Source organism: Alteromonas sp. MMG017 (assembly GCF_018100795.1).
In the GTDB taxonomy this organism is placed as follows: Bacteria; Pseudomonadota; Gammaproteobacteria; order Enterobacterales; family Alteromonadaceae; genus Alteromonas.
On sequence record NZ_JAGJDY010000012.1, the window covers coordinates 86,375 to 111,987 of the forward strand.

The 25,613-nt window shown below is 44.6% G+C and carries 19 protein-coding genes; 10 read left to right on the forward strand and 9 right to left on the reverse strand.

What is annotated here, in order from left to right:
- Positions 1-98 precede the first annotated feature (98 nt).
- The 3 genes from J8L84_RS17325 to J8L84_RS17335 are packed head-to-tail and all read right to left on the reverse strand — an operon-like array spanning position 99 to position 3,523.
- Positions 99-740, reverse strand: coding sequence for an MBL fold metallo-hydrolase (locus J8L84_RS17325; protein WP_211071790.1), 642 nt, complete (start codon positions 738-740; stop codon positions 99-101).
- A 21-nt stretch (positions 741-761) separates the two neighbouring features.
- Complete coding sequence (locus J8L84_RS17330; protein WP_247670852.1) at positions 762-2,507, reverse strand: amidohydrolase; 1,746 nt, start codon at positions 2,505-2,507, stop codon at positions 762-764.
- 2 nt (positions 2,508-2,509) lie between these two features.
- The gene (locus J8L84_RS17335) at positions 2,510-3,523 is read right to left on the reverse strand and encodes a serine/threonine dehydratase (protein WP_211071791.1); all 1,014 of its coding nucleotides are present in this window, start codon (positions 3,521-3,523) and stop codon (positions 2,510-2,512) included.
- 156 nt (positions 3,524-3,679) lie between these two features.
- Between J8L84_RS17335 and J8L84_RS17340 the strand changes: the two genes are divergently transcribed.
- The gene (locus tag J8L84_RS17340) at positions 3,680-6,652 is read left to right on the forward strand and encodes a bifunctional diguanylate cyclase/phosphodiesterase (protein WP_211071792.1); all 2,973 of its coding nucleotides are present in this window, start codon (positions 3,680-3,682) and stop codon (positions 6,650-6,652) included.
- A 9-nt stretch (positions 6,653-6,661) separates the two neighbouring features.
- On the forward strand, positions 6,662-7,036 hold the full coding sequence (locus tag J8L84_RS17345) for a PH domain-containing protein (protein ID WP_013782610.1): 375 nt from the start codon (positions 6,662-6,664) through the stop codon (positions 7,034-7,036).
- Positions 7,037-7,178: 142 nt separating this feature from the next.
- Here the strand turns inward: J8L84_RS17345 and J8L84_RS17350 are convergent, their stop codons facing one another.
- Entirely contained in the window at positions 7,179-9,386 is a 2,208-nt protein-coding gene (locus tag J8L84_RS17350; RefSeq protein WP_211071793.1) for a S9 family peptidase, read from the reverse strand.
- Between the two features lie 72 nt (positions 9,387-9,458).
- On the opposite strand from J8L84_RS17350, the gene J8L84_RS17355 reads away from it, so the two are divergent.
- The 8 genes from J8L84_RS17355 (at position 9,459) to J8L84_RS17390 (ending at position 20,137) form a co-directional block, all read left to right on the forward strand.
- Positions 9,459-10,079, forward strand: a complete 621-nt coding sequence (locus J8L84_RS17355; protein WP_211071794.1) for an NAD(P)H-binding protein — start codon at positions 9,459-9,461, stop codon at positions 10,077-10,079.
- A 73-nt stretch (positions 10,080-10,152) separates the two neighbouring features.
- Complete coding sequence (locus tag J8L84_RS17360) at positions 10,153-10,875, forward strand: methyltransferase (RefSeq protein WP_211071795.1); 723 nt, start codon at positions 10,153-10,155, stop codon at positions 10,873-10,875.
- Positions 10,876-10,890: 15 nt separating this feature from the next.
- A complete protein-coding gene (locus J8L84_RS17365) occupies positions 10,891-11,397 on the forward strand; it encodes a YgjV family protein (protein ID WP_211071796.1) in 507 nt (168 codons plus the stop codon).
- Positions 11,398-11,598: 201 nt separating this feature from the next.
- Entirely contained in the window at positions 11,599-12,102 is a 504-nt protein-coding gene (locus J8L84_RS17370) for a hypothetical protein (RefSeq protein ID WP_211071797.1), read from the forward strand.
- A complete protein-coding gene (gene bcsA / locus J8L84_RS17375; RefSeq protein WP_211071798.1) occupies positions 12,083-14,299 on the forward strand; it encodes a UDP-forming cellulose synthase catalytic subunit in 2,217 nt (738 codons plus the stop codon). Before J8L84_RS17370 ends, bcsA begins: the two co-directional genes overlap by 20 nt.
- Positions 14,300-14,301: 2 nt before the next feature.
- Positions 14,302-16,575 carry a cellulose biosynthesis cyclic di-GMP-binding regulatory protein BcsB gene (locus J8L84_RS17380; protein WP_211071799.1) on the forward strand — a complete coding sequence of 758 codons (2,274 nt, stop codon included), beginning with the start codon at positions 14,302-14,304 and terminating at the stop codon, positions 16,573-16,575.
- 14 nt (positions 16,576-16,589) lie between these two features.
- On the forward strand, positions 16,590-17,627 hold the full coding sequence (locus J8L84_RS17385) for a glycosyl hydrolase family 8 (RefSeq protein ID WP_247670853.1): 1,038 nt from the start codon (positions 16,590-16,592) through the stop codon (positions 17,625-17,627).
- Entirely contained in the window at positions 17,627-20,137 is a 2,511-nt protein-coding gene (locus tag J8L84_RS17390; protein WP_211071801.1) for a cellulose synthase subunit BcsC-related outer membrane protein, read from the forward strand. The genes J8L84_RS17385 and J8L84_RS17390 overlap by 1 nt, the downstream gene beginning before the upstream one ends.
- On the opposite strand, the gene J8L84_RS17395 is transcribed toward J8L84_RS17390, so the two are convergent.
- The 5 genes from J8L84_RS17395 to J8L84_RS17415 form a co-directional block, all read right to left on the reverse strand.
- Positions 20,120-21,472 carry a choice-of-anchor A family protein gene (locus tag J8L84_RS17395; protein WP_211071802.1) on the reverse strand — a complete coding sequence of 451 codons (1,353 nt, stop codon included), beginning with the start codon at positions 21,470-21,472 and terminating at the stop codon, positions 20,120-20,122. The two genes, J8L84_RS17390 and J8L84_RS17395, sit on opposite strands and share 18 nt — an antisense overlap.
- 171 nt (positions 21,473-21,643) lie before the next feature.
- Positions 21,644-22,051, reverse strand: coding sequence for a biopolymer transporter ExbD (locus tag J8L84_RS17400; protein ID WP_211071803.1), 408 nt, complete (start codon positions 22,049-22,051; stop codon positions 21,644-21,646).
- A 140-nt stretch (positions 22,052-22,191) separates the two neighbouring features.
- Positions 22,192-22,977, reverse strand: a complete 786-nt coding sequence (locus tag J8L84_RS17405; RefSeq protein ID WP_211071804.1) for a CLCA_X family protein — start codon at positions 22,975-22,977, stop codon at positions 22,192-22,194.
- A gap of 2 nt (positions 22,978-22,979) precedes the next feature.
- Positions 22,980-23,519, reverse strand: a complete 540-nt coding sequence (fldB, locus tag J8L84_RS17410) for a flavodoxin FldB (RefSeq protein WP_057789361.1) — start codon at positions 23,517-23,519, stop codon at positions 22,980-22,982.
- Positions 23,520-23,539: 20 nt separating this feature from the next.
- Entirely contained in the window at positions 23,540-25,381 is a 1,842-nt protein-coding gene (locus J8L84_RS17415) for an alkaline phosphatase family protein (RefSeq protein ID WP_247670854.1), read from the reverse strand.
- Positions 25,382-25,613: the final 232 nt, after the last annotated feature.

Here is a 25,613-nt window from a genome sequence, read left to right on the forward strand (position 1 = left end):
TAGGTAAAGGCGAGTGGCTCACTCGCCTTTTTTAATGGGCAGAAAACTGTTCTATTGGCTCTTCTACTGGTTCTTGTATTAACACGTCTTATAGCCACTCAACCCCATTGCGATGCAACGTAAGGGTTACTGTCTTTTTCTTTTGCTACCGTGGTGGTAGGGCCATGACCAGGATAAATCACCATATCATCAGGTAGCGTTAAAATATTCGCGTTTATTGAATCGATCAGCTGTTGATGATTTCCCTGAGGGAAATCAGTGCGGCCAATTGAACCAGCAAAAATCACATCACCCACAATAACCTTGTTACTTATTCGCTCCACGAGAACCACATGGCCAGGGGTATGCCCCGGGCAGTGCAATACTTCAAGCGTTAGCTCGCCAACTGAAATGGTATCCTTGTCGTTTAACCATAAGTTAGGTGCAAAGGGCGTGGCAGGGGGAAAGCCAAACATTTGGCTTTGCTGCATAAGCGCATCTAGCCAGAATTTGTCACCTAAGTGTGGCCCCACAATCGGCACATCGTAATGTTTAGCCAGTTCGACAGTGCCGCCTACATGGTCTAAATGACCGTGGGTAAGAATGATTTTTTCAATAGTTACCTGATTATCTGACGCCGCGCAGATGAGCTTCTGTATATCTCCGCCAGGGTCAACAAATGCCCCTTGCTTGCTACCTGCGTCCCAAATAAGCGAACAGTTTTGAGCAAATGGCGTCACCGGTATAATAACAATTTCCAATGTGCTTCCTCCCAACAACGGCTATTTCGAAAACACTTTTTTGCCTGCTATGTAGGTAGCCTGCACTTGGGTTTTCCAAATATCCTTTTTATCTATGCTAAAGATATCTCTATCAACCAATATAAAATCCGCCCATTTGCCCGGCGTAAGGGTGCCAAGGGTGTCTTCCATATGTCCCGCGTAAGCAGCATCTAAGGTAAAGCCTTTAAAGGCTTGCTTAATCGTAAGCGCCTCGTGGGCATACCAGCCTTTAACGGGTTGGTTTTCTCTGTCTTGGCGAGTTACCGCAGCATGTAATCCATAGAAAGGGTTAGCCAACTCTACTGGGAAATCTGAGCCTAGAGGCAAAGGAATACCTGATTCCAGTAAAGTTTGCCACGCATAAGCGCCTTCCATTCTGTCCTTGCCAATACGATCTTCAGCCATGTTTTTATCGCTAGTAGCATGTGTTGGTTGCATGGATGGCAATACATCTAACTCGGCAAAACGAGCGAGATCTTCAGGCGCGATAACTTGCGCATGTTCTATCCGATTACGTAATTCACTACCGCCAATAGCCGTAAATGTTTTTTCAAATTCATTAAGCGCAACATGATTCGCTTTATCGCCGATGGCATGATAATTCAATTGGAAACCAGCACCGATTACCGAGGTAAATAACGGTGTCATATCCTCAGGCTGAGTGAGTAATAAACCATGCTGGTGGGGAGCGTCAGAATAGGGGGCTAATAAGGCTGCGCCTCTACTGCCAAGCGCACCATCGCCATAGGCTTTGACTGAACGAATATATAAATAATCGTTAGCGTCACGAATGGGCCCTTTTCCTAATAGTTTACTTAAGTCGGGGTCAGTGGCGCTGATCATGGCGTATATTCGAATAGGTAATTCAGCTTGAACCGCTTGTTTAATATAAAAGTCGTACACACCACGGCCGACACCTGCATCATGCATTGACGTAATGCCATTTGATAGTAAGTGCTTACCTGCTGCATCGAGTTGGCGTTTATATACCCCATTACTTTGCGTCGGCAAATAGGGTTCGACTAATGCCATGGCATTGTCGATTAATACCCCCGTTGGTTCACCATTAGCATCTTTTACAATTTCACCACCAACCGGCGTGGGTGTATCTTTCGTAATACCCGCCAAGGTGAGGGTTTTAGTGTTTGCCCAACCCGCATGGCCATCTACACGGGTTAGCCAAACAGGGCGATCAGACACTTTTTTGTCTAAATCGTTGCTGGTGGGAAAGGCTCTGTCAGACCATAACTCTTGGTTCCAACCACGGCCAGTAATCCACGGTTGTGTGCTATTTGCCAGTGCATATTCCGCTACGCTATCTGCGGCGTTGCCAGCACTGGTGCTTTCTCGTAAATCCACTTCAAGTAGGTTTGCTCCCAAGCCTAATAAATGCCCGTGAGCATCAATTAGACCCGGCAGCATAACGCGGCCTTCACCATCAATGGTTTCTGTTATCGACACATCATCAGTCATGCCTGCTTTAGTGTCTTTTGCACTGACGTTTAGCGATACCACCTTACCGTCATCAATAAGGATATTTGAGAAGGTCACCAACTCAGCATCATCATTCAGCGTGTAACCTTTTACGTTGGTAAAAAGTGTTGCTGCACAAGCGATACTGGATAGTGTGGCTATAGCAAGCGCACCACCGAATTTAAGAATGGAGCGCTTTATGACGCGGCTGTTATTTTGACTAAGGGTAATTTCACTTACTATTTCTGTCGTATTAACGTGCATTTTTAGCATGCTTATTCTTCCGTGTTAATAATAGGGGGTTGAAGCAAAAAGTCTCGTTCCCAAATTGCGGCCATAGAGGCTTGGCTAATATTGCCACCAGACAACATAACCAAAGCCGTTTGGCCAGGTGTTGTGTTAGCAGCCCATGCCGCAACCGCCGCCATACTCATGGCGCAAGTGGGTTCTATGTGAAGTTTCAATAGGTGCTGCAGCCACTGTGTCCAGTAGGCTATTTGCAATTCGTCCACTTCGTAAAAATCATCAAGCTCTTGTAATAGAGGAAAGGTCACATTGCCCACTGAGGGTGTTGCAGCGCCGTCGGCAAGGGTCACCGGCGGTGCATCAAGGGCAACTATCTCGCCTTGCTGCAATGACTGAGAGGCATCGTTGGCGGTAAGTGGTTCAGCCCCAATCACTAACGCATCGGGTTGTAACGCTCGAGCAGTAAGTAACGTGCCCGATAGCAAGCCACCGCCACCACAAGGGGCAAAAATCGCATCTACCCTGCCTACATCTTCTAACGCTTCCATGGCAGCAGTACCTTGGCCAGCTACAATATCAGGGTGGTTAAAGGGCGGTATCCATACCGTGTCTGCTTCCTCAGCCGCATTGGCCACGGCAATATCGGCTTCTTGGCGGGTAGGGAAGCGCTTCAACTGCGCCCCATAGCTTTCAGTGGCTGCTGCTTTGATAGGAGAAATGGTTTCGCTAGCGAAAATAGTCGCGGGAATACCATATTTTGCAGCAGCATAAGCCACGGCCTGGGCATGATTGCCTGAACTATTGGCAACCACCTTTTTAGGTAGTTCACCCCGTTCATCTAAGTGGGCCAAGAAATTTAATGCACCACGTAGCTTAAACGCCCCAATAGTTTGCAAGCACTCAGCTTTAAATAAAATGCGATGTCCCATCCATTTATTTAACAGGCTCGATTCCATAATAGGTGTGCGCTTAACGTGGTCTTTAATTCTGTCATACGCTTGAATTATGGACGAGTAGGAGAGTTCCGTTTCACTAGGGTGCATGAGTAACGCCTTGTATCTGCATTAGAAATACGTTTATTTAAACGCAGTTATTATTAAGTAAAGGTATACCCTACCATTTAAATGCTAAAAGGCTAATTCATAAAAAATTCATCTTCGCGGTTTATAGTCCCACCCTCTCGATGAGAGGTAATCGTAATGCAATCAAGAGTTACCCAGCGAATATACGGGCTGCCCCTAGTGCTGTTCGCGTTTCTATCCCTGCTTTTTGTCGCAGCAGGTGTCTATCTAGACAACGAAGACAAGCGAGTTCGAATTTCGAAAGCCCAATCCGTTGCCGAACAGGTAAAGATTAGCTTAGAAGTATTCTCTACGGAACGTATTCAAGCCGTTCATAATTTAATGCGAAACTGGCCAACCTTTGCGCCCAACCAAGTGGATTGGTTTAATGCGCAAGCGATGTCGTTGATGGGAATGCAGCGCGGGTATAGTTCGCTAACCTTTGCTGATCAAAACGGTGTCATTCAGTGGGTAGCGACCCCTAGCCATGGAACGAAAACTCGCCTATCAAACGAACTTATCGGCAAGCCACTCGCATCGGTAGGGCTCACTATTCCCAAACTTGCTGAATCGTTGGCCAGTACATTGGTTCATTCGTCGGTAACGGGGCATTATCATATTATTGTTGGCCGTACCATTAGCCCCCAAGAACTCAATCACGGGTACTTACTGGCGGGCTTTGATGCACAAACGATTTTGGGCGTTATGCTTGGTGAGCTAGAAGGTCCTCAGTTTAATTTTGCGCTTCAAGACGCTGGTCGCACCCTGTTTAGCAATGGTGAGTTAGTTAATGACGGGACCGTGATTGCGACTGAGCCGTTCTCATTTATTGGTCGTCAGTTTTCGCTGTCTATGCAGACCGAAGTGGGGCGTTATAGAGCAGGTGTATTAGTCGCGGTAATAGGGCTTTTCATGTCGGCGCTGGCCAGCTGGATTTTTCATAAGCAAATGAAAGGTGCGGTGAATCTATCGGCCAGTCAAAAGCGTTACCTTACGGCCAGTGAGGCATCCTTAGATGCGTTAGTTATTTATCGCCCTGCAGGCAATGATTATGAGTTAGTTGAAGCTAACCGCTACAGTCGATTCCTATTTCGTGGGGCATGTTCAGAGTTAAGTACTAAAACACTGAAAGATCAGTTAGCGTTTCTAGGCAAAGCTGACTTGTTTGATAGCGTAATTGCGGTGGCCATGAACCACACGCCCTTTGAAGAGTATGTCGCTGTTAAGGGCAGTAAAATTGCGCCTGAATGGCTGAAGGTCCAAGTGGTTAAAGCCGGGGATAATCTTGCCTTAACCGCAAGGGATGTCACAGAGAGATTTAAGGCTCAGCAAGCACTTAAACATAGCGAAGAGCGCTATCGCAGGTTGGTAGATGGCATGCACAGGCACTTCGTTTATACCAAAACCGCTGAACATAAGTTTATTTATGTGAGTGCTGGAATTAGTACTATCTTAGGTTTTACTCCAGATAATTTCATCGAAAAACAATCTCGATTGGTCAGGAGAATACCAGACGAGACGTTCGATATTCGAGCGAAATCGGTGCAGGGGGTAAAACCCGACCCTTATCTGGTTCACTACACCAGTTATGATGATACCGAGTTGGTACTAGAGTTTTCAGATACCCCTATATTAGATGAATCTGGCATGCTACTTGCGGTGGAAGGCATCGCCAGGGATGTGACGAAAGAGCAAGAATTACAAGCTGAAGTGGCGTATCAAGCAAATCACGATCAATTAACGGGTCTACTCAACCGCTATGCTTTTGATAAGCAACTACGAGAAATTTTAGAGGTCAATACCGCCAATATACCTGTGACCAATGCAGAAATTGACAGACACAACGTTACTGCCATATACCCTTCACGAGCCTTGGCTGATACTAAAACCGCTGGCGTAATGTGCTTTATCGACATGGACAGGTTTAAGTTAGTGAACGACAGCTGTGGTCACCCCGCTGGCGACAAGTTACTTCAAGAAGTGTCTACTATATTTAGGCAGCACATTAGTGATAAAGACTTACTTGCCCGCATAGGCGGTGATGAGTTTTGTATTATTTATCATGAACAGCCTCTCGATAAGGTAAAAGTAAAGCTCGATAAGCTGTTAAAGGCCATCTCTACTTATCGATTTATGTATGGAGATAAACTATTTTTCGTTGGTGCAAGCATTGGTGTCATTGAAATAAACCCTCAAGAATATAACGCGGCAGAGCTTATAAAGGCCGCTGATAATGCCTGTTATAAGGCCAAGCATTTAGGACGAAACAGATACTTTGTCTATCACGCTCAAGATGCACAGCTAGGCATGGATAGCAGCGAAAATGACGTACTGCACACCCTGCATAAAGCGCTTCAGTTCGATGGTTTTGAACTATATAGCCAGGCCATTATGCCGCTTAATAGCATAGGTGAAGACACGGCCACCGCGCTTGAACACTATGAAATATTGCTACGCTTGACGGGAAGCGACGGCAGCCTTATTAGCCCAGGTTTATTTATTCCTCTTGCCGAGCGTCATGGCTTAATGAACAAAGTGGACTATTGGGTGGTAGATAATACGTTAAAGACGTTGGAGGCCAATCCGTTGCACGTAGACAATGTGGCTAAAGTGGCCATTAACTTGTCTGGGATTACCCTTGGTGACGAAATCACTTTGTTGAAAATTACCCAGCGGCTTCAAGGCACCACAGTACCGCTAGAAAAAATCTGCTTTGAAATCACCGAGACCACCGCAGTCACTAACTTAAGTGCGGCAAAGCATTTTATCTCTACGCTTCGAGCAATAGGCTGTAGCTTTGCCCTCGACGATTTTGGTGCGGGCATGTCGTCGTTCACTTACCTTAAGAACTTGGATGTAGACTACGTCAAAATTGACGGCTCCTTTGTTCGAAATATTGTTCACGATCCAATCGATCATGCTACAGTTACCGCGATAAATAACATTGCTCACAGTATGGGTAAGCAAACGGTGGCGGAGTTTGTGGTAGATACCGCAACGGCAAATGTACTAAAGGTATTGCAGGTAGACTACGGTCAAGGTTTTGCCTTAGATAAGCCCCAGCCCCTTGCTCATCGCGTACAGTGGCTTACAAAACTCGTGTCTGTTTAGGAGAATAAAATGGGCTTATTTGACACCTTGCTAGGTAACGCTAGTGAAACCAGCGCTGAAGCGGTAAATGAAGAACTCTCACCCATACTGGCTGAAAATGAAACCGTCACCGCCGCATTTAAACTAGTAAGAGATTTAAGTGTATTTACCAATAAGCGTTTGATTCTTATTGATAAGCAAGGACTAACAGGCAGAAAGGTGAACTACCACTCTATCCCTTATAAGTCGATCACGCAGTTTGTGGTAGAAACGGCAGGCCACTTCGATACCGATGCAGAACTAAAAATATGGTTATCAGGTAAAAGTGATGCTATCGAAATTGAGTTAAGTAAAGCGTCGGCGCAAGATGTGCAGAAGAACTTAGCCAATCAGATGTTCGCCTAACGCTATATTTTCTTACTACCGGCCTAGGTTTAACGGCGGGTTAAAAAAGAATAAGCGAAGTATAAATAAAAACGGCGGTGCTTTTAAAAGCACCGCCGTTTTTTTATTAAAACCTTTTTTCAAAGCTTAAAAATCTAAAACCTTATTGCTCAGGCGTTAAATTTCTATCGAAGAAGTTAGTAATGGTTTTGTACAAATGGATCCCCGTTTGCTTGCCACGAATACTGTGCTTCTTACCTGGGTAATCCATGGTTTCAAATGGAATTGCCAAATCCTGAAGGTGCTTGTATAGCATCGTAGAGTGGGTGAACAACACATTGTCGTCAGCCATTCCGTGATAAATAAGCAAATCACCCTTTAAGTCTTTTGCGTATGGGAATACGGAAGAGGCTGTGTACGCATCATCATCGGTTTTAGGGTTACCCATATAGCGTTCGGTGTAATGGGTGTCGTATAAGCGCCAGTCGGTAACCGGTGCACCAGATACGCCTGCTTGGAAGTAATCACCCGCTTTAAACATGGTCATTAGGGTCATGTAACCGCCATAACTGTGGCCATGAACACCAATACGCTTAGCATCTACGTACGGTAGGGTACGTAAAAACTCAACACCTGCTACTTGATCGTCAACTTCAATAAAGCCCATTTTCTTGTAGATAGGATCTTCAAATGCTTTACCACGGTAGTTAGATCCGCGGTTATCAAGGGTAAACACCACATAGCCTTTATCTACCCAATGCTGCATCAGCAGTCCACGGTTACCTGCCCAGCTATTCGTCACAACTTGCGCGTGTGGACCACCGTAAAGATACACAATAACAGGGTGTTTCTTTTCAAGGTTTTCAGGTTTGTAAATACGGTACTTTAAGGTTGCGCCATCTTTGGTGGTAATGTCACCAAATTCAGGTTTAGTCCACGTATCCATATAAGCATGTAGCGGGTGGCCTTCTTCAACTTTGTTTTCTTCAAGCCATGTAATACGCTTGCCAGAAGCATCATTTAAACTCACTTGGGCAGGTGAATTAATGGTAGAGAAACGGTCGATAAAGATAGAAGCATCTTTGCTAAACGATACGCTGTGATAAGCACCTTCATTGGTAATACGTGAAATATCACCGCCGTCTAATGACACTGAATAGGCGTGGCTTTCAAGCGGTGTGTCTTTACGACCCGCGAAGTAAATTCGGTTGCTCTTAGCATCAACTGCCTCAATGTTATCAACCACCCAATCGCCTTGGGTTAGCTGACGCACTAACTTACCGCTGTTCTCATAAAGGTAAAGGTGCTTGAAGCCATCTCGTTCAGAAGCCCAGATAAACTGGTCTGAGTCAGACAAAAAGTACAAATCGTTATGCAAGTTAACCCAGGTATTACTGGTTTCGCTTAACAACACGTCCTGCTTTTCTGTTGGAACGTTATACGCTCTAAGCTCAAGCGTTTGTTGGTCGCGAGTCTGCCACTGATACGTGAAGGTTTCACTGTTAGGCATCCACTTACCGCGGGCAAGGTAAATGTCTTTGTCTTCGCCTAAATCTATCCATCTGCGAGCACCGTTATTGATATTTTGAATAGCCAGTTCAACAAGCACATTATTGGTGCCTGCTTTCGGGTATTTCTGTTCAATGGTTTTAATGTCGTCGGCATAAATTTCAGAACGGGAAATGACATCTACAGGGCTTTCATCTACTTTGGTAAATGCAATAAAGCTTTCGTCTGGTGACCACCAGTAACCGGTCATTCTACCCATTTCTTCTTGAGCAACGAATTCGGCCATACCAAATTTAATGTTACCGCCACCTTCTTTTGTGATGGCGGTTTCCTTACCCGACTCAATATGTTTTACAAACAAGTTTTGGTCGCGAATGAAAGAAATGTAATTTCCTTTAGGAGAAAGCTTAATATCCGTTTCGAACACATCGGTATCAAGAAGTTGCTTTGCCCCTTTTTCGCCGAGCTTGTGGTAATACACATCACCACCAAGCGGGAAAAGTAAGGCCTTACCGTCGGCAGACCATTGATAGCTTACAATACCGCTACCCGATAAACGCATACGTTCGCGACGGGCTTTTTCTTCGTCACTTAATACTTCTTCGCCACTTTGAAGGTCATTAGAATCGAAAAGAAGGCGGGTTTCACCACTGTCTATATGGTATTCCCATAAATCGAGACGTTCATAATCGGTCTGTTTTCCTTTTAAGAACGTAACTCTTTCTCCATCAGGAGAAACTTTAAGTGCGCGAGGCGCATTGCCATCAAGGGAAGGAGAAGCGAAAATACGCTCAATATCGAGCGGTTTGGCCTGTACAGCGGTAGAGAGCATAGCGGCTCCTATTAAAAGGGCTTTTTTCATTTTTATCTGCATATTTTTAACTGTCGAATGGTTGATTGTAGAGAAACTGTCTTAGGATACAAGGTACTAAGTATGAAAACCGCAATGGTGCTAGGAGCGACCGGATTAGTGGGACGAACGTTGGTAAATATACTTTTACAGGACCGTCGCTACAGCGAAGTAACCTGTTTGGTAAGAAAACCGCTGCCGTCCAGCCAGTTTGCCGATCCATATAACAGGCTGAAACCTGTAGTTATCGATTTTGATAACCTGCAAAATTACCAAGGATATTTTGGTGTCGATCACGTGTATTGCTGTTTGGGTACCACGCTCAAACAAGCGGGCTCTAAATCGGCGTTTAGGCGTGTTGATTTTGAATACGTGCATATTGCCGCGCAACTAACTCGTGCACAGCGAACCGGTAGTTTCGTATGGATTTCATCGGTAGGGGCACATGCCAAAAGCAGTAATTTTTATTTGCGAGTGAAAGGTGAGTTAGAAAACGCGATAATGCGTATGCCTCAGCTTCCTCATGCGGCGGCAGTTCGTCCTTCACTTCTGTTAGGCACGCGAAGCGAATCTCGCACTCTAGAAGATGTGGCACAAAAAACCGCACCAGTTTGGAGAATGCTAATGCAAGGGCCGTTAAAGAAATATCGACCCGTGCATGCGGTTGATGTGGCTAGAAACATGATGACCAGACAAAAGTGGTAGGGCAGAGCGCAGCGCATTAAAAAACCAAAACCAAAAACAAAAACCAAAAAATAGAAATATAAAGAGAACCACCATGTTTCGCTGTAAGCAATTCGTTGTTAATCAAACCAATTGTGCCATGAAGGTAAATACCGACAGTATGATTTTAGGCAGTTGGGCTAAGCCCAATCAAGGTGCCCATATTCTTGATATCGGCACCGGCACGGGTATTCTTGCGCTAATGATGGCGCAACAGTCTATCCCATCGGCCAAAATTATCGCTATCGATATTGATAAAGGGGCTGCATTACAAGCAAGCGCTAACGTTGCTGCTTCGCCTTGGCCAACAAAAATAACCGTGCAGCATACCAAGTTGTCCGACTTAGCCGCGGATACCGCTTTCGATTTCATCGTGTCTAACCCGCCCTATTTCGAACAGGTTAAAGGCGATAGCCACGCCTACCAATTACAAAGTGAAATAAGAGAACATGCTAGGCAAACTGTTTCACTCACCCCTGCAGAGCTTCTTTCATTTGTTGCTGAAACACTTACCCCTACTGGTGAGTTCTATTGCCTTTATCCGTTTGCCCGAGAAAGCGAAATTATAGGCATGGCTGCTGAATTAGGTTTATCCACAAATCGTATATTAAGAGTGCAGCACAATGACCAGCGCAACCCTTATGTAACGGTATTTTGTATGAGCAAGCAACAGAACCATAAACAGAAAGACATTGAACACCTGGCGATTAGAGATGGCGCCGGAGATTATTCAAGTGGTTTCAAAGCGCTCTGCCGCGAATTTTATTTACGCTTTTAACAAAGGTAGTTAGGCATGTTGATTGTAGCTGAAGCGTTCGGTGCCATTGCCGTCGTACTTAATTTTATTGGTTATAGGCAAAATAGTGTTGAGCGCTATTTGTTTATCTCTGCCTTTGCTTTGCTGAGCTTAAGCGTACACTTTTTTATGCTTGATGCCATGGCTGCCGGCGTGGGTACATGCTTAGCGGGGTTACGTAATTTTATCGCCATTAAAAATCGTAGCCGATGGGTACTGTTTATTTTTGTGGCCGCCAATATCCTGTTCATGCTGTATGAGTGGTTTATTTTGCACCATGACTGGAACATTTTTATTGCCTATGCCTCATCACTTATCTTTACGATAGGCTCAATTGTGTTAAGAGAGACAGATAAAATAAGGCGTTATTTCTTGCTCGCAGAAACATTAGGGCTCATGTACGCCCTATCAGTAGGCAGTATTTTTGGTACTATTTTTAATATCAGTAACTTATTTAGTATTGTGACAAAGATGATTAGTGATAGAAAGAAGGTAAACCATTAGTCTAAAAGGGCTGCGGGAGGTTTTTAAAAAACCTTTTAAAACATTGCGTTATGCTTTCTACTTTATGCTAATAAGCCAAAGTTGAATTTAATCACACCACTTCAATGGGTATAAAGAATCATCTGAGGGTATCAGGCCCGAGATTTTTACCTTGCAAGAGAATTTATAAACTCTTCCGTAGTTTGAGAAGTGGTGTATTTTATGAATGTAGTGAACTTGCACGCTCATCGAGTGACATCGCTTGCCGAGCGTCATATTGATGAAGCAGCCGAGCCCTGTGCGAAGCTGATTGGTGGTCAATCTAAAGAAGAGACCGAACAACTTTGGAAAAAACGTCTTAACTTATATGTTAATGCAGAAAAAAAGTTGTTAAAAATTAAACGACTGCGTAAAGTAACAGGGGTTGTTACCTTAGCCTGTATGGGAGCATTATTTTTCTCTTTGTACATGGCACCTATTCTTACTCCTTTCGTGTTTTTTAGTATGGTAGCGGTAATGGCACTGGGCGTGGCAACGTATCCTGCTTGGTTTTTATTGGGGCGTAGTAGCCAGAAAACTCGCGATAGCATTTCTCGAATGTTTTACCAGAGTAACCACGAGCTCGAAATTGCAGACGGTAAGGTTACGTTAATCAATAGAGCGAGCTATGCTAACGTGACTCACGTTAATATTTTGGATAGTAACCTTGGGCAATTCGTTAACTAATAAGCATCACACTCGTTATCTTCTAATTGCCCTATTTATTGCCTCAACACTCCTAGGATTACTGCTTCTTGCCCCTATGGACGCAGCAGGCCAGCTAATCTCTTCTTCTGTTATTCTGGTTATCATTTCAATATGTAGCCGTGAAGCAAATTTCGCACAACGATTTCAATATTTCTTTAGAACACTCGCGCTGGTACTCGGCGTCGCTATTACTTTGCGCTATTTATTCTGGCGGGGCTTGTATACCCTTTCAGCCACTGACGTGTTTTCATTTATTGCGATATGGCTTCTTTTTCTAGCTGAAATTTATGCTGGAATTACTTCGATACTGGGGTGTATTGTAAATGTATTCCCACTTAGTCGCCCTCAGCTTACTCTTGATGATATAGATAAAACACAGTTACCCACTGTGGATGTCATGATCCCCACCTACAACGAATCACAAGATATTCTAGAGATAACCATCCGTGCAGCCAGAGTGATGGATTACCCTGCTGATAAAGTCAGCATTCACCTGTTAGATGACGGCGGCACTGACGAAAAAATTAACCAAGCAGACCCACAAAAAGCGCAAATAGCTGTGGAGCGACGTGCAGAATTAAAAGCGCTCTGTGAAAGGTTGGGAGTAACCTACCATACCCGCGCGCAGAACCTGTACGCAAAAGCCGGAAATGTGAACAGTGCCATCAATAATACCTCCGGCGAGCTCATTGTTATCTTAGATGCTGACCACGTCCCCACTAGCGACTTTTTAAGCCGAACCGTTCCTTGGATGGTTAAAAAAGAAAAAGTGTTCTTGGTACAAACCCCTCACTTTATGGCTAACCCAGACCCCGTCGAACGAAACTATTTCTCGGCGTTTACCCGCATGCCCTCTGAAAACGACATGTTTTACGGCACTATTCAAAAAGGTTTAGATTACTGGTCTAGCTCGTTTTTTTGTGGGTCGGCCGCGCTATTGCGCCGAGCACACTTAGAATTGGTAGGGGGCATTTCGGGAGAATCTATCACTGAAGACGCAGAAACAGCCCTCGATTTACATAAAATGGGCTATGAATCAGTGTATGTTGATCGCCCAATGGTAAGCGGATTAGCGCCAGAAACCTTTGATGCTTTCATCCAGCAACGTATGCGCTGGGCACAGGGTATGACCCAAATTTTATTGCTGAAAAAACCCTATAACGCGAAAGGCTTGTCTTGGTATCAACGTGTTGGCTACATGAGCTCTATTATGTTTTGGCTGTTTCCCTTCGCACGGGTTGTCTTTCTGTTAATGCCGCTGGGTTACTTGGTGTTTGGCCTACAGGTTTACCATGCCTCAATGATGGAAATTCTAGCGTTTACCATGCCCCACGTTATTGCAACCTACATGATTTCCACCATGCTATTTGGGCGAACCCGATGGCCGCTGGTCTCTGAGTTGTACGAAATACTACAATGTGCTTTTACACTGATGGCGCTCATCAAAGTATTTTTAAAGCCTCGCGCGCCCTCATTTGTGGTTACTCCCAAAGGGGAGAGTTTAGATAAAAACTTTGTTTCGCCACTTTCTAGCGTGTTTTACTGGATAACCGCACTACTTTCGTTTGCCATGATTATCGGCATTTATAAATTCATTAATGAACCGCTTACCCGAGAGCTTACACTCGTTGTATTACTGTGGAATGGTTTTAATTTATTGCTGTTGTTCAGCGCTATGAGTGTATTGCTTGAGCGTAAACAGCTTCGAAGCCAATCGCGACTACCCGCCACTGATAACGTTGTGATTAGAACGCACGAAGGACAAGCCTGGGTAGGGGAGTTAAACGACTTGTCTTCTAGTGGGGTAAAAATACAAATTAGGGGGGATTTACCGATGATTCCTTCTAATGTGGTATTAAGTTCGTGGGCAGAGGCACTAAAAACTAATGTAGATTTACATCTTAAAGTGGTTGAATTCGATAGCAATAAGAAGACCTTACGTGCAACGTTTAATCCACAAAGTGATGTGGAACGAAATAACGTTGTGGCCTATTGTTTATGTGACAGTAGGCGTTGGCAATCGTTTCAACGACGCCGAACTCGTCCAATATCATACTGGTTTGGTATGCGACATGTTTTAAATGTAGGGCTAGGTCCTATATTTGCTCATCTGTTTTTTTTACTAAAGAAACTTCTTCTACGATTAAAATTGCGTACTGGGGTATTGAAGGAATAATAATGATAAAACCTTACTTCTTACTAATGTTTAGCTTGTTTTTCTCTGCAAGCATTATGGCTGAAACACAAACATTTCGACTGAGTGATTTTTATGCTGGTGACAGTATTGCGCGCTTAGAAGGGAAGTCTAGTAGCGTAGATATCGCAATACCGCTAAGTGCCATTAGTGACATATCAAAAGCGTCTCTTAAATTAGAAATTGTGAGTTCACAAGCGCTAATTGAGAAACGTTCACAAATGTATGTGCGATTTAACAATGCCACTATTGGGCAGATAGCCTATGCCCCAAATCAACCCAATATTATCTCTACAATTGATATTCCTTCTCAGCTTTGGCGAGAAGGCTTTAACAATTTAACGTTGGCGGCCAGCCACCAATACGCGATGCAATGCGTCAATGGTAACTCGCCGGAATTATGGAGCGAGGTGAACCTTTACACTTCTTCGCTCACAGTCGACGCCGATATAGATGTAGATGATTTTGGCATTAAAGATTTATCCGGATTCTTTAGTGCAGGCATTGGCGGGCAGCGTAGTGTTCAGTTACTCAGTGCTGAAGATGCTGATAGCGGTATTATTGAAAATACGTTGCCACTAGTAGCGCAAGCGCTGGCACTCAGAAACCAATATCAACCTCTTGGTGTCATGCATACGCACATTCCACAAGGATATGTTTTACCTAAAGTGATTCAAGAAGAAGAGGGATTTTGGAGTGAAAATAGAATAGATGCATATGAAAAAACAGCGTGGTATTTAGATGAAACCAAGACGCGAGAGATTCATGTTCTGGTAGGGAATAAGCAAGCATTGTCGCCAGTACTATCTGACGCGATGGTAAATGAAATTAACGGCCCTTTTCTAAAAGTGCAACGCACCGAAGCGTTTGTCGCTGCTGATAAAACCTGGGTACCAGCAGCGTATCGGCTTATTGTCAGCGGAAATAATAATGATGAGGTTTTAGACGCAGCGAAAGCTTTGTCGGTAATGGATGATGTATTAAACCCTGGTGCTCGCACTATTGTTCGTTCTCAAACGCAAATGGACGCAATAGGGTTACAACAAACTGCTGCATTGCAACCTGGTGAAAGTTACACCTTCAGCGATTTAGGGGTATCTAGCGATCAGTTTGTTGATGAAGGGCGCTTTGAGAAAAATGTCACAATGAAGCTACCTGCTGATTTCTTTGTACCGGAAAATGCCAGCGTAGCGTTTCTTCTCGATTTCGGTTATGGGGCGGGCATTGGCCCGGGCTCTTCAATGAACGTTAGTGTGAATGGTGAACTCGTTCATGGCTTGTACCTTGGCGAGGTGAATGGTGAATCTTTTAGAGATTATCAACTGAAGATCCCTGCACGTTTTTTTAAAGGCGGAACGAACAACGTCAGCTTTATCATTACTATGCGCCCGCCTGTTTCTGGGCTCGCGTGTAACGATGTGCAAGGCTCTCATCTGTTGTTCCAATTTAACAACAGCTCTAGCATACAACTTCCCCAAGCAGGTCATGTAGCCGTGCAGCCTGATTTGGGCTTATTTGGTGATACGGGGTATCCTTTAGCACGCTTTAATTCAGCGCCTAAAAGCCAAATATTTATACCATCTAACGACTATTTAGACAGTGCACTGACCCTTGCTGGCAAGCTTGCTCAAGTTGCAAAAATTCCCCTGCTGAATCTTTCAATCACTAAAGATGCCAGTGAAGGTGAGGGCTCATTAATTGTATTAGGAAGCCCAGAAACACTAAACAACCTTGAACAAGATAGTTTTGTTACTGCCATTGGAAATACTAAGCGTTGGCCCTACCGCGCACAAAATATGTTGTACAACCGTGTGAGGGATTTCAGCAACGATAAATCCTACCGCCAAATGCTTACCGAAGGCACTACAGTGCAGGAAAGTGACTTGGGCGACAATGCGGTGTTTGTGGCACAGCGTCACCCCAATGGCACAAATTCCGACACCCTGTTTTTATTGGTTGCACAAACACCTGAAAAATTGGCCGCCAGAGTGGATGATTTGATTAGTTTGTCTTTGTGGGGACAAATGGCTGGCGACTTCTTCGTTTGGAATGATAACGAATCACCATTGCTGGTTATGCAGGTTAACGATAAATATGAAATGGGTGAGCCGGACGATGTTTTACTTACCCTTCGCTTGTGGTTGTCTAACAATCCTTGGTATTGGTTAGTCACCTTCATGGTACTAGTATTCTTCGTCAGCTTATTCATTTACTTGTTGCTACGACGCCGCAATAAAAAAGCACAAGATTCATGGTAGCGGGTAGCAGGGGCATGCGGTTCATTCGACTCGTCGGCCTGTTTGGGCTGCTAGGTATTTTGGTGTCATGTAGCAACCCTAAAGAGCGTGAAATACAAGAAGCATTTCAAGCTTATAAAGCCTTATTCATCGACAATGGTCGTGTCATCGATACAGGTAATGGCGATGTATCTCATAGTGAGGGGCAAGGTTATGGTTTGTTGTTCGCCGTTGCTGCAAGCGATAGAGCAGCGTTTGATGGTATATGGACGTGGACTCACACTGTACTTCAGCGAAACGATAAGCTATTTCATTGGCGCTACCGCCCCTGTGAAAGTAAAAATAAGCAATGTATAGACGACCCTAACAACGCCTCAGATGGCGACATACTTATTGCTTGGGCACTATTGCGTGCAGCTGATAAGTGGGGAGACAAAAGCTATCGGCGTGATGCTCAAGCCATCATAACGGCAATAGAAGAAAAGCTGTTTATTGAAACCGAAGAGTACCTAGTGCTGTTGCCGGGAGAATTCGGTTTTAACAGTGATAAGAATAGTGATGAGGGCATGCAAGTCAATTTGTCTTATTGGGTGTTTCCTGCCATTGACGCGATTGCAGAGGTTTCGTCTAAGCCGCTTCGCTGGAAAGCATTACACAGTAGTGGTACTGCGTTTATTTACAAAGCGCGCTTTTCTGAACACAAACTGCCGCCCGACTGGTTAAGAGTGAACGAAGGTGAGTTGTCTTTAACCAATACGGTTTCTCAGGAATACGGTTTTAATGCCTGTCGTATACCCCTTCACCTTGCGTGGGCAGGTATTGATGATGCGGCATTTTATTCTGATTTTAAACGCTGGTGGGATATAGAAAGCACACCGGCTACGGTCAATTTAATCACAAACGACACGGCTGAATATTCGATGACACCAGGGATGAAAGCGGTTGAGTCTGCGGTAAAACATATTATTGATGATAGCCCACTGTCACTTCCATCGATTGACAGAAATATGGATTATTATTCAGCGAGTTTAACCTTGCTTTCTATGATTGCTGTTATGGATGCCAAGTCTTAATGCCTTCACTACTTTATTGCGAAAAGCGCCCATCAAAACTTTTTTTAGCCATGTTGTCGGCCAGTATGGTAGGCACGATGTTAGGCGGCGCCCAAGTCAGCGCTCAAGTCTCAACTACGTATAAAGAGCAACAAGATAGACAAGGACAAGTAACGCAATATGGCAAACCTGATGTTACGGGGTTGTGGTATCACATTAATCAAAAACAGACACAACTAGCAAACCAAGAATTAGGCCGACTTAAAAGCGCGTTTCCGCAATGGATAGTACCTAGCGACATTGAAACGGCATTGTATCAATTGAACAACCCTTCCAAGCCCTCTGATGTTGTTACAAATCAGGCTGCTTCGAATCCGGGGTCCTCAAAAACGCCATCGAAAAACAAGGTGGCGAAAGACGTACCACTGCAAAAATTTGCACAAAAAACCTCCGCGCAGCGTGCACTCATTAGCGCAGGTGAGCTTACGCAGTTATCAACGTTAGCTAACAACCTAGCCCGTTACGATTATCACATGTTATTGGGGTGGACTGCCCTAGACAAAGGCTTGCTAAGCGATGCTCAGCATCATTTTGAGCGTGCTGAAGCCTTACATGAAACTGTAGTGCAGAAAAAAGGCGTGGTTGATGGCAAGCGTGCCATTGTGAATGCGCGTATTCAAAGTGCTCTTGGCAACAGCGCTAGCAACGTAAACATAAAAGACAGCATTACCAGAGAAAGCACGGCGCAACTCAAGTCGATGTTGTTGGGTGCCAATGGCCAGCAGGTGAGTGAAACGCTACTGGGCGAAGCCTGGAAGCGTTATGACGCCGAACGCTATCAAGGGGCTTATGTGTTATTTGTACTGTTAGATAATCATGAAGGCGTGTGGCTGAGTCTGCGGGGGCAGGGGGAGAATGCAAAGGCGGGGGCTTATGCGTGTGAACAAGCAAGCTCGCAAAAATTCCTCACTCGCTGCGCTGATTTTTTAGCTTCCGAGCAGGCCGAATATTACAACAACGGGCAATTCCAGCGCAGTGTAGATACAGGATTAGCATTGCGAGATATTCGGCGTTTAAGCCCTGATGAACAAGCGCTGTTGGGCTGGAGTGCGTCACAAGCAAGCACGAGTCTTACCGATGAAAATGCTCAAATTGCCAGAGATGCTTTTTCCGCTACTCTTGCATCACAACGTACTGCAGGTGAGGCGAGTAACATCGATATCGCCAATGCGCTTGTACGGTTAGAAAATGCCGAGGGGCGTGCTGCATTAGCTGAAAAATACCCTTCGGTTGCACATATTTTGCAGCAACAAAACGCGGCGAGTGCATGGCCAAGAAAGCAATTTATCTTATCGTATAATCTTGAAGATGCTAGAGCGACAACAGCGCAAACTAAAGATGCACATACTGTGGTTGCAGGCTTAACTACTCGGTCTCGAAGTGGTGATGAGGGACTGGGTAATTTTGATGTGTTCACGAGTTATATTGGTGTTGGCGGTATGGTAGACAGTTGGCAATGGCAGGTAGCACTCGATTATCAACAGTTGTATAGCGGTAAGCCTGTAACGAACAGTTGGTTTGCCGATGGGCAAGCTTCAGATGACTTTGCGGGCATTGCTGGTTTTGAAGATAAAGGGCTGCGGGCAGAAATCACGTATCAACAAACTGCTTTCAATTTTTACGCTAACCTAGAGTATGAATTATTTGACCAGCCTGTGGACGCAGAGCTAACAGGGCAACTTTCTGCAACGTGGTTTTTACCTGAAGTCACGTTGGCGACAACGCTATTTCATTTACCTAAAACCGATAGTCTATTAAGTCAGGCCGGTACCTTTAATAGCGAACAAAACGAACGGTGGGGTTATGTTATTGCAGACGGCATTTCGGTGCTAGCTGCACACAGCTTCAAACCACAGTGGTCGGTTGCGGGGACATTAACGTGGGCAAGTTTAAGTGGCGATGGGGTTGCCGATAATAAATATTTATCCCTTCGTACGGATGTGAACTATAACCTTGCGCCACAAATATCGACTACGTTGGATTACTGGCGCGTAGGGCCTTTTTTCAGTTATTTAGGGTACGATGAAAATCTAAGCGGTTTTACTTACGGGCATGGTGGGTATTTCAGCCCAAATTATATGCTAAGTATTGGCGGGTATTCTGAACTGCTGACGATGGAAGCGCACCGTTGGCAATTTAAATTGAGTACCTCACTAGGGCTGTCTAGATTAGCAGAGCCTAGCGATCCTAGGTTTCCTCTATTAACGGTTAATGATACGAGCAATTCGCTATCAAGCTTAAACCTGCCTTATAGTCGTAGCACGGGCTTAAGCGGTAATATGATGTTTGAAGGCCAATATAGATTATCTGATGAATGGATAGTAGCGGGGTACATAGGTAAAGCCTTTGCGGTGGAATATCAGGCCTTTGAGGCAGGGATACAAATACGTTGGCGACCAGGAAAAGGCGAAGGCGTAACCAGTGACGAGCTAATGCGCTCGTCACCGCGGTTATCAGGCTTTGCGCTTTAGTTTATTACGAATAAACACTACCGCGAATGCAGGAAGCATAAGAAGTATTGAGCCCGGCGCAGATACCTGCGTTACGCCGAAACTATAATTATTGACTTGCCCAGTGGGCGCTAAATATTCAACGGCATTATCATTGGTTAGGTAAACTTCTGGGGTAAACACGCTACTCGCGATGAGATTCCCATCAATATGGCCGTTGTAAAAAGCAATATCGGCATAAGGCGCTAATATACTTCCCTTTACCCCAATTGACTGAATAGTCACGCTGGTGGCATCTACAAAGTTAAATAGAATATTATTGGTGTAGGTGCCGTCGTGACGATAATCTGCATTTTGGTCGTTATCTTGATATTGCCCAGCAAACGCAGTGTTGAAAAAGCCGGTATTAAACAAATCGACCGCATCACCCGTTACGTTGATGATGTTGTAGCTAGTGGTTGAGAAGTCGTAAGTAATACTCTTGTTCGCCACAGATAACCAATCGGCATCGATGTCGTAAATATTGATACTGTCGTCACCAGAGAACACGATACCATCTACGTCACTGCTATCTGCACAGCTTGTATCACCTTGGCAATAAAAGGTGGTACTGCCGTTTGCTGTCATGTCAGCGAATTCTAACGACTGTGCTTTGATTTCAGATTCTATAGCGTCAAAGTCGATATTATCTATCGCCGAAGATGTGACAGTGTCTGCAATGATGCCGTCACTGGCTGTAGAGTTCATATCTAGGACAACCGTGCCGCCAGCAGCAATGCCGCCATTGGTAACTTCAGAGCTAACGAGAGCAACACTGTCAACTGCACTAATATCACCATTTTCTACGCTAGTATTAGTTAGCTGTACACTGCCCGCATTAATATCGCCGTCACTGATTTGTGCATTAGTTGAGGTAAAAACCCCCCCCACATTAACATCGCCGCTTAAAACGGTACTTTCGGTAATAGTGGCGTTGTCAGCTGCATTAACGGCGCCTTCAAACTCAACATTGTTAGCCACAATATTGCCGCTAACGGTGGTTTGGCCGTTACGAATTTTTCCGTTTGTGTAGACGATATCGCCACCCACAAACAATGAACTTGTGGTTAAATCTGGGGAAAGTTGTAGGCCTACATCAAAGTCGTTCACGACTAGGCTACCGCCAACAGCAAGGCTACCCTCTACATCGGAGTAGTAACCGGTATAGTCTTCGAAGATGAATGCATTGTAGTCGAATGCTTCGCTCAAGGTAATTTGAGCGGCATGACCAATACCTTGTGCACTAAGTGCCAAGGTTAGCGCGCCAAGGGAACTGGCGAGTTTCGTTGAAATTGTGTGTTTACGTATCGTTGACATATTTTGCTCCAGTGAAATCAGCAACTGGAATCAATTTTCAACATGGATTTCCAGGCACACCGAATGGTACGATCAGAACAAAATGTGCGCATCACCACAAGAGATACTTTCGTATAGGTATAGATACGAAAAAGCCGCCCTTGAGGCGGCTTTTTTAAACTTTCGAAAGAACTAGCCTTTCTTAACCAGTACCGAAACTTTAGCGATACCAGCTACTTTAACCTGGTTCATTACTTCTACCACTGTACCGTGTTCAGTATCTTCATCAGCTTGAATAGCTGCTGAGTCAGTGTTGTTTTCCGCTAAAAATGTTTGTGTATTTGCTACAACACGGCGGATATCAACTTCACGGCCACCCATCATAATAGTGCCGTCGGCATCTATACGGATAGACAATGCTTTAGAAGGCTGATCATTTTTAGCCTGATTGTCTTCTGGGCGGTTAGTATCTAACCCTTTTTCTTTCACGAACGAGGTCGTTACGATGAAGAAAATCAACATGATGAACACGATGTCCAACATGGGGGTCATATCAATCTGAGCCTCGTCTTCGGCCGAGGTATGCTTTTTTCTTTTCATCTCGTCTTCTTTTTTCTGTTACGTTCGAGCGCATTAGTATACTGCCTGTAACAAAAATAAACAGGGTTTTGTACAAAACAGCGTGCTCGTTAACACTTGTTGCTGAAAAATTGCTCAGTTTCCATCGTAAAACAACAAACTTAAGATTGTTTGTGGGAAATGGCGACGCCTAATTGGTAAAAATACAACATCAACGACTCATTGAGCGCTATACGCAAATTACCATGAGGATAAATGCCAAGTCTAGCCTCTGTTGATCTTTTTGTGCCTTGAACCAAGAAAGCGTTTTTGATCAAATGGTCTTGAATGCAGGCCTCAAAGGCTCTGGCGGCCATTTCTTGTGGCATTGCGTAATAATAGATTTTTAATGCGCGATCCGCCTCTACAGATCGTACAAAATAATCGTTAGGCCGATTATTGTTGTCTAAAAACAACGAAGAGAAGCATTTACTCAGTTTTTCATTAAGTGGGTGGGGGTTAAGTTGCGCATTATCTAACCAAGCTTGCGAGGCAAAACTGCCTACACCTACATCGGCAAACATTTTGGGCGCGATATAATGATCAAACGCATGAAACCACTCATGGGCTAATGCCCCTGCGCCGGCATTCTTGGCTAATGCGAGTTGTCTTCGTGCACTATTATAGTGGGCACTAGCGCCTTTTTGACCGCCACTGCCAAAAGCCAACGACAATGTGCCGTTTAAAGACAGCACTTGTTCGTTAACATTTAAAATGGTGGCCAGATCATACAAGGCGTCGAAGAATAGATTCGCCGCTATTTGCTGTTCATCAGCCGTTACCCATTTTCCAATGGTGATACTCGAAAAGTTAAACAGTTTGCGAATATCTTGAAAAGTGACATCGGCACCATCTCTATGGCTAGGGCCATTACGATAGAAGTCTTGATGTATGCGCCCTTGGGTCACAGCTAACCCGCTAACGATATAAGCAGTTGTTCACACCATGCAGCAATACGCTCATCTGATTTGTCGTATTGGTTTTCGTCGTCTAACGAAAGCCCTAAAAACTGTGACTTGTCTTCGGTCAATGCTTTAGATGCGGTGAACTCATAGCCCTCGTTGGGCCAATAACCAATGATAGTGCAGTTGGATGGGGCGATAGCGTCGTGCAGCATGCCCAAGGCGTCTTGAAACCAATCAGCATAACCAAGTTGGTCGCCCATGCCATACAAAGCCACGGTTTTACCTTCCAAATTAAGCTGGTGGGCTTCTTCCCAGTGAGATTCCCAGTCTTCTTGCAGTTCACCAAAGTCCCAGGTAGAAATACCAAAGATAATAACGTCGTAGTCGGCGGTTCTAGCCAAACTCACATCTTTAATGTTGTGAACATCTACAATGTCTTCGTCGAATAAGCTGTTCAATTGTGCCTGAATTTTTTCCGCTGCCATTTCCGTATAACAGGTTGTTGAACCGTAGAACAAGCCAATCGACAGCGCATTATCACTCATGAAAACCTCTTTCGTACAAACTAATCATCTTTTAAGGGCGGGAATTCTACCTCTTTACCGTTGCTCAACAAAGCTTTGCAGCCAACAACTGTACTATTTTGTGAAATTTGTAATATACCGATGGCGCAGCCATTATAAAGCTCACCGTATCCTGATGAAGGTTCTCTGGCGGTGACCGACATATTTCTGCGGCGTGTGAACACGTTAAGCACAGATTTTGGCCCGTAGAAAACGCGGTTGAGCCTATCTAACCAGCGAATTAAGCCATCGGGAAAGGCGTTCTTTAATCCGCTACAAGTAAACTGGGTAATGTGAGGGCTATTGCGACGAAAGCGTAATCGTACATCGTATACAAACGAGTAGTGAACATCACCAGATAAGATTATAAATTCAGGGGGTGTTTTGTAATGTCGAAAAATGTTCAACATGACATTCGCAGTGCCCTTGTGCGCCATCCAGTTCTCGGCGTCCACAGTAAGTGCCTTGCCAAAAAAGGTGAAAGTCTTTTGAATAGCTTCTATAAACTTCACCCCATAAATAGGGGCAGCCGACACCACTATTACGGCATCCTTTCCAATAATATTGTGCTGAAAGTCGCACAAGGCTTCCCAGTCCATCAAGCCAGAGGGTTTTTTCATACTCGATTCAGAGCGCCAGCGACGGGTTCGGGTATCTAACACTTCAATAGGTGGCGTAGTGTCTAAGCGGTAATTCCAATGTTCAAAGTCTAACAAGTGGTCGATGAGTTCATCTTGTTTCACCATGCCACTGTCGGTAAAGGCTTCACCGGCTTTAGCTATTAACGTCGCGCACTTTTGCGGCGCATTACCCCATCCTTGGCAAAGTAAATAGCCGATAAGGGCGTTACCAATCATACGTTTAGAGAAAGGATTTCCGTAAACTTCTTGTTCCCAACCTCGTGTAAGATTCCAGTCATCGGTGACATCATGATCGTCAAAAATCATATAAACAGGAATATGCGCCAGTGCCCGTCGAACGTTTGGCAACTTACTTACAAACCCTTCAATGGCACTTTGTTCTTCTTCAAAGGTGTCTTTGTGTTGTGCGGCTATATCATTGATATGAAACGTCACGTTTCGCCACAGGACAGGCGACCACACCAAGAAATACATGGCCATCACTTCGGCGCAGCTTATTAAGTGATTTTGCGCATTAACCGAAGTGAAAATGGGCTTTCTTTTGGCACCAAAAAAGAGTGATGAAAGGGCGGTGTTTGTTTCTGTTTGTGGCAGTAACTGCTCGCGTTCATAAAAGCCATGGGGGTGAGTAGGCAACTCTGCTGAGTTATCTAATACCGCGCCATCAAGAGGCTCTTCGAAAAGCCCAAGTAAGGCGATAGTTTGGTGAATGGCTTGCAGGGTAGGGCCGGCGACATCATCGGTGTAAACTTGATCTCCTGTCATCATAAGCACATCAGGGCGAGCGCTGTTTGAAGCAATGGCACTATCGATCAAGTTATCGACTTGGGCGAGGGCGTCGTCACCATCAAAATGAGGCTTTCGACATGAGCCATGCAGTATGGTTTCCGGCTTGTTGGTCCAGCAAAAGCTCAAAGCAGTTTGATTGGTATAAAGTAAGTCTACTTGCTCTTGTTGCCACTTTTCTTGGCATTCAGTCGCTGCAAAGGTGAGTTGGTAGTAGATAGGTATATTGGCAGTAAAGCTTTCATCTACAGTGGCAGACAATAAGTGAATGAATGCGTGCTTACCTACTTGCACGCAAGTGCTTGTCACCTCTGCGTTAAGCTGCGACTCATGTTGAGTAAGTGCAAACGTTGGCGCTTTAGCCTCAGAGGTTACTAGCCAGATATGACACGCACTTTGTGTGACTCGCCTAACCATTGGGCCTGCAATCACCGCAGGAATATACTGCTTAGAAATAATATGCTCCTACCAAAAGCAATAAGAAGAAAAATGTACCTTACTCTTTTTTGGCTTTAAACGGTATGGTAGATATACTCGCTTACATTTTTTATCCTAACGGGCTTAACTCGTGACGGTTTGCGCCCATAAATTTGCCTTTGCCCAACGGCTAAAACTGCAGGCGGTATCGTAAATGACGGTATCGCAAATG

What these genes read in the sequence shown, in the direction of transcription:
- J8L84_RS17330 (WP_247670852.1), bottom strand. Translation starts at nt 2,507, where the DNA reads ATGCTAAAAATGCACGTTAATACGACAGAAATAGTAAGTGAAATTACC.
- J8L84_RS17335 (WP_211071791.1), bottom strand. Translation starts at nt 3,523, where the DNA reads ATGCACCCTAGTGAAACGGAACTCTCCTACTCGTCCATAATTCAAGCG.
- J8L84_RS17340 (WP_211071792.1), top strand. Translation starts at nt 3,680, where the DNA reads ATGCAATCAAGAGTTACCCAGCGAATATACGGGCTGCCCCTAGTGCTG.
- J8L84_RS17345 (WP_013782610.1), top strand. Translation starts at nt 6,662, where the DNA reads ATGGGCTTATTTGACACCTTGCTAGGTAACGCTAGTGAAACCAGCGCT.
- J8L84_RS17350 (WP_211071793.1), bottom strand. Translation starts at nt 9,386, where the DNA reads ATGAAAAAAGCCCTTTTAATAGGAGCCGCTATGCTCTCTACCGCTGTA.
- J8L84_RS17355 (WP_211071794.1), top strand. Translation starts at nt 9,459, where the DNA reads ATGAAAACCGCAATGGTGCTAGGAGCGACCGGATTAGTGGGACGAACG.
- J8L84_RS17360 (WP_211071795.1), top strand. Translation starts at nt 10,153, where the DNA reads ATGTTTCGCTGTAAGCAATTCGTTGTTAATCAAACCAATTGTGCCATG.
- J8L84_RS17365 (WP_211071796.1), top strand. Translation starts at nt 10,891, where the DNA reads ATGTTGATTGTAGCTGAAGCGTTCGGTGCCATTGCCGTCGTACTTAAT.
- J8L84_RS17370 (WP_211071797.1), top strand. Translation starts at nt 11,599, where the DNA reads ATGAATGTAGTGAACTTGCACGCTCATCGAGTGACATCGCTTGCCGAG.
- J8L84_RS17380 (WP_211071799.1), top strand. Translation starts at nt 14,302, where the DNA reads ATGATAAAACCTTACTTCTTACTAATGTTTAGCTTGTTTTTCTCTGCA.
- J8L84_RS17385 (WP_247670853.1), top strand. Translation starts at nt 16,590, where the DNA reads ATGCGGTTCATTCGACTCGTCGGCCTGTTTGGGCTGCTAGGTATTTTG.
- J8L84_RS17390 (WP_211071801.1), top strand. Translation starts at nt 17,627, where the DNA reads ATGCCTTCACTACTTTATTGCGAAAAGCGCCCATCAAAACTTTTTTTA.
- J8L84_RS17395 (WP_211071802.1), bottom strand. Translation starts at nt 21,472, where the DNA reads ATGTCAACGATACGTAAACACACAATTTCAACGAAACTCGCCAGTTCC.
- J8L84_RS17400 (WP_211071803.1), bottom strand. Translation starts at nt 22,051, where the DNA reads ATGAAAAGAAAAAAGCATACCTCGGCCGAAGACGAGGCTCAGATTGAT.
- fldB (WP_057789361.1), bottom strand. Translation starts at nt 23,519, where the DNA reads ATGAGTGATAATGCGCTGTCGATTGGCTTGTTCTACGGTTCAACAACC.
- J8L84_RS17415 (WP_247670854.1), bottom strand. Translation starts at nt 25,381, where the DNA reads ATGGTTAGGCGAGTCACACAAAGTGCGTGTCATATCTGGCTAGTAACC.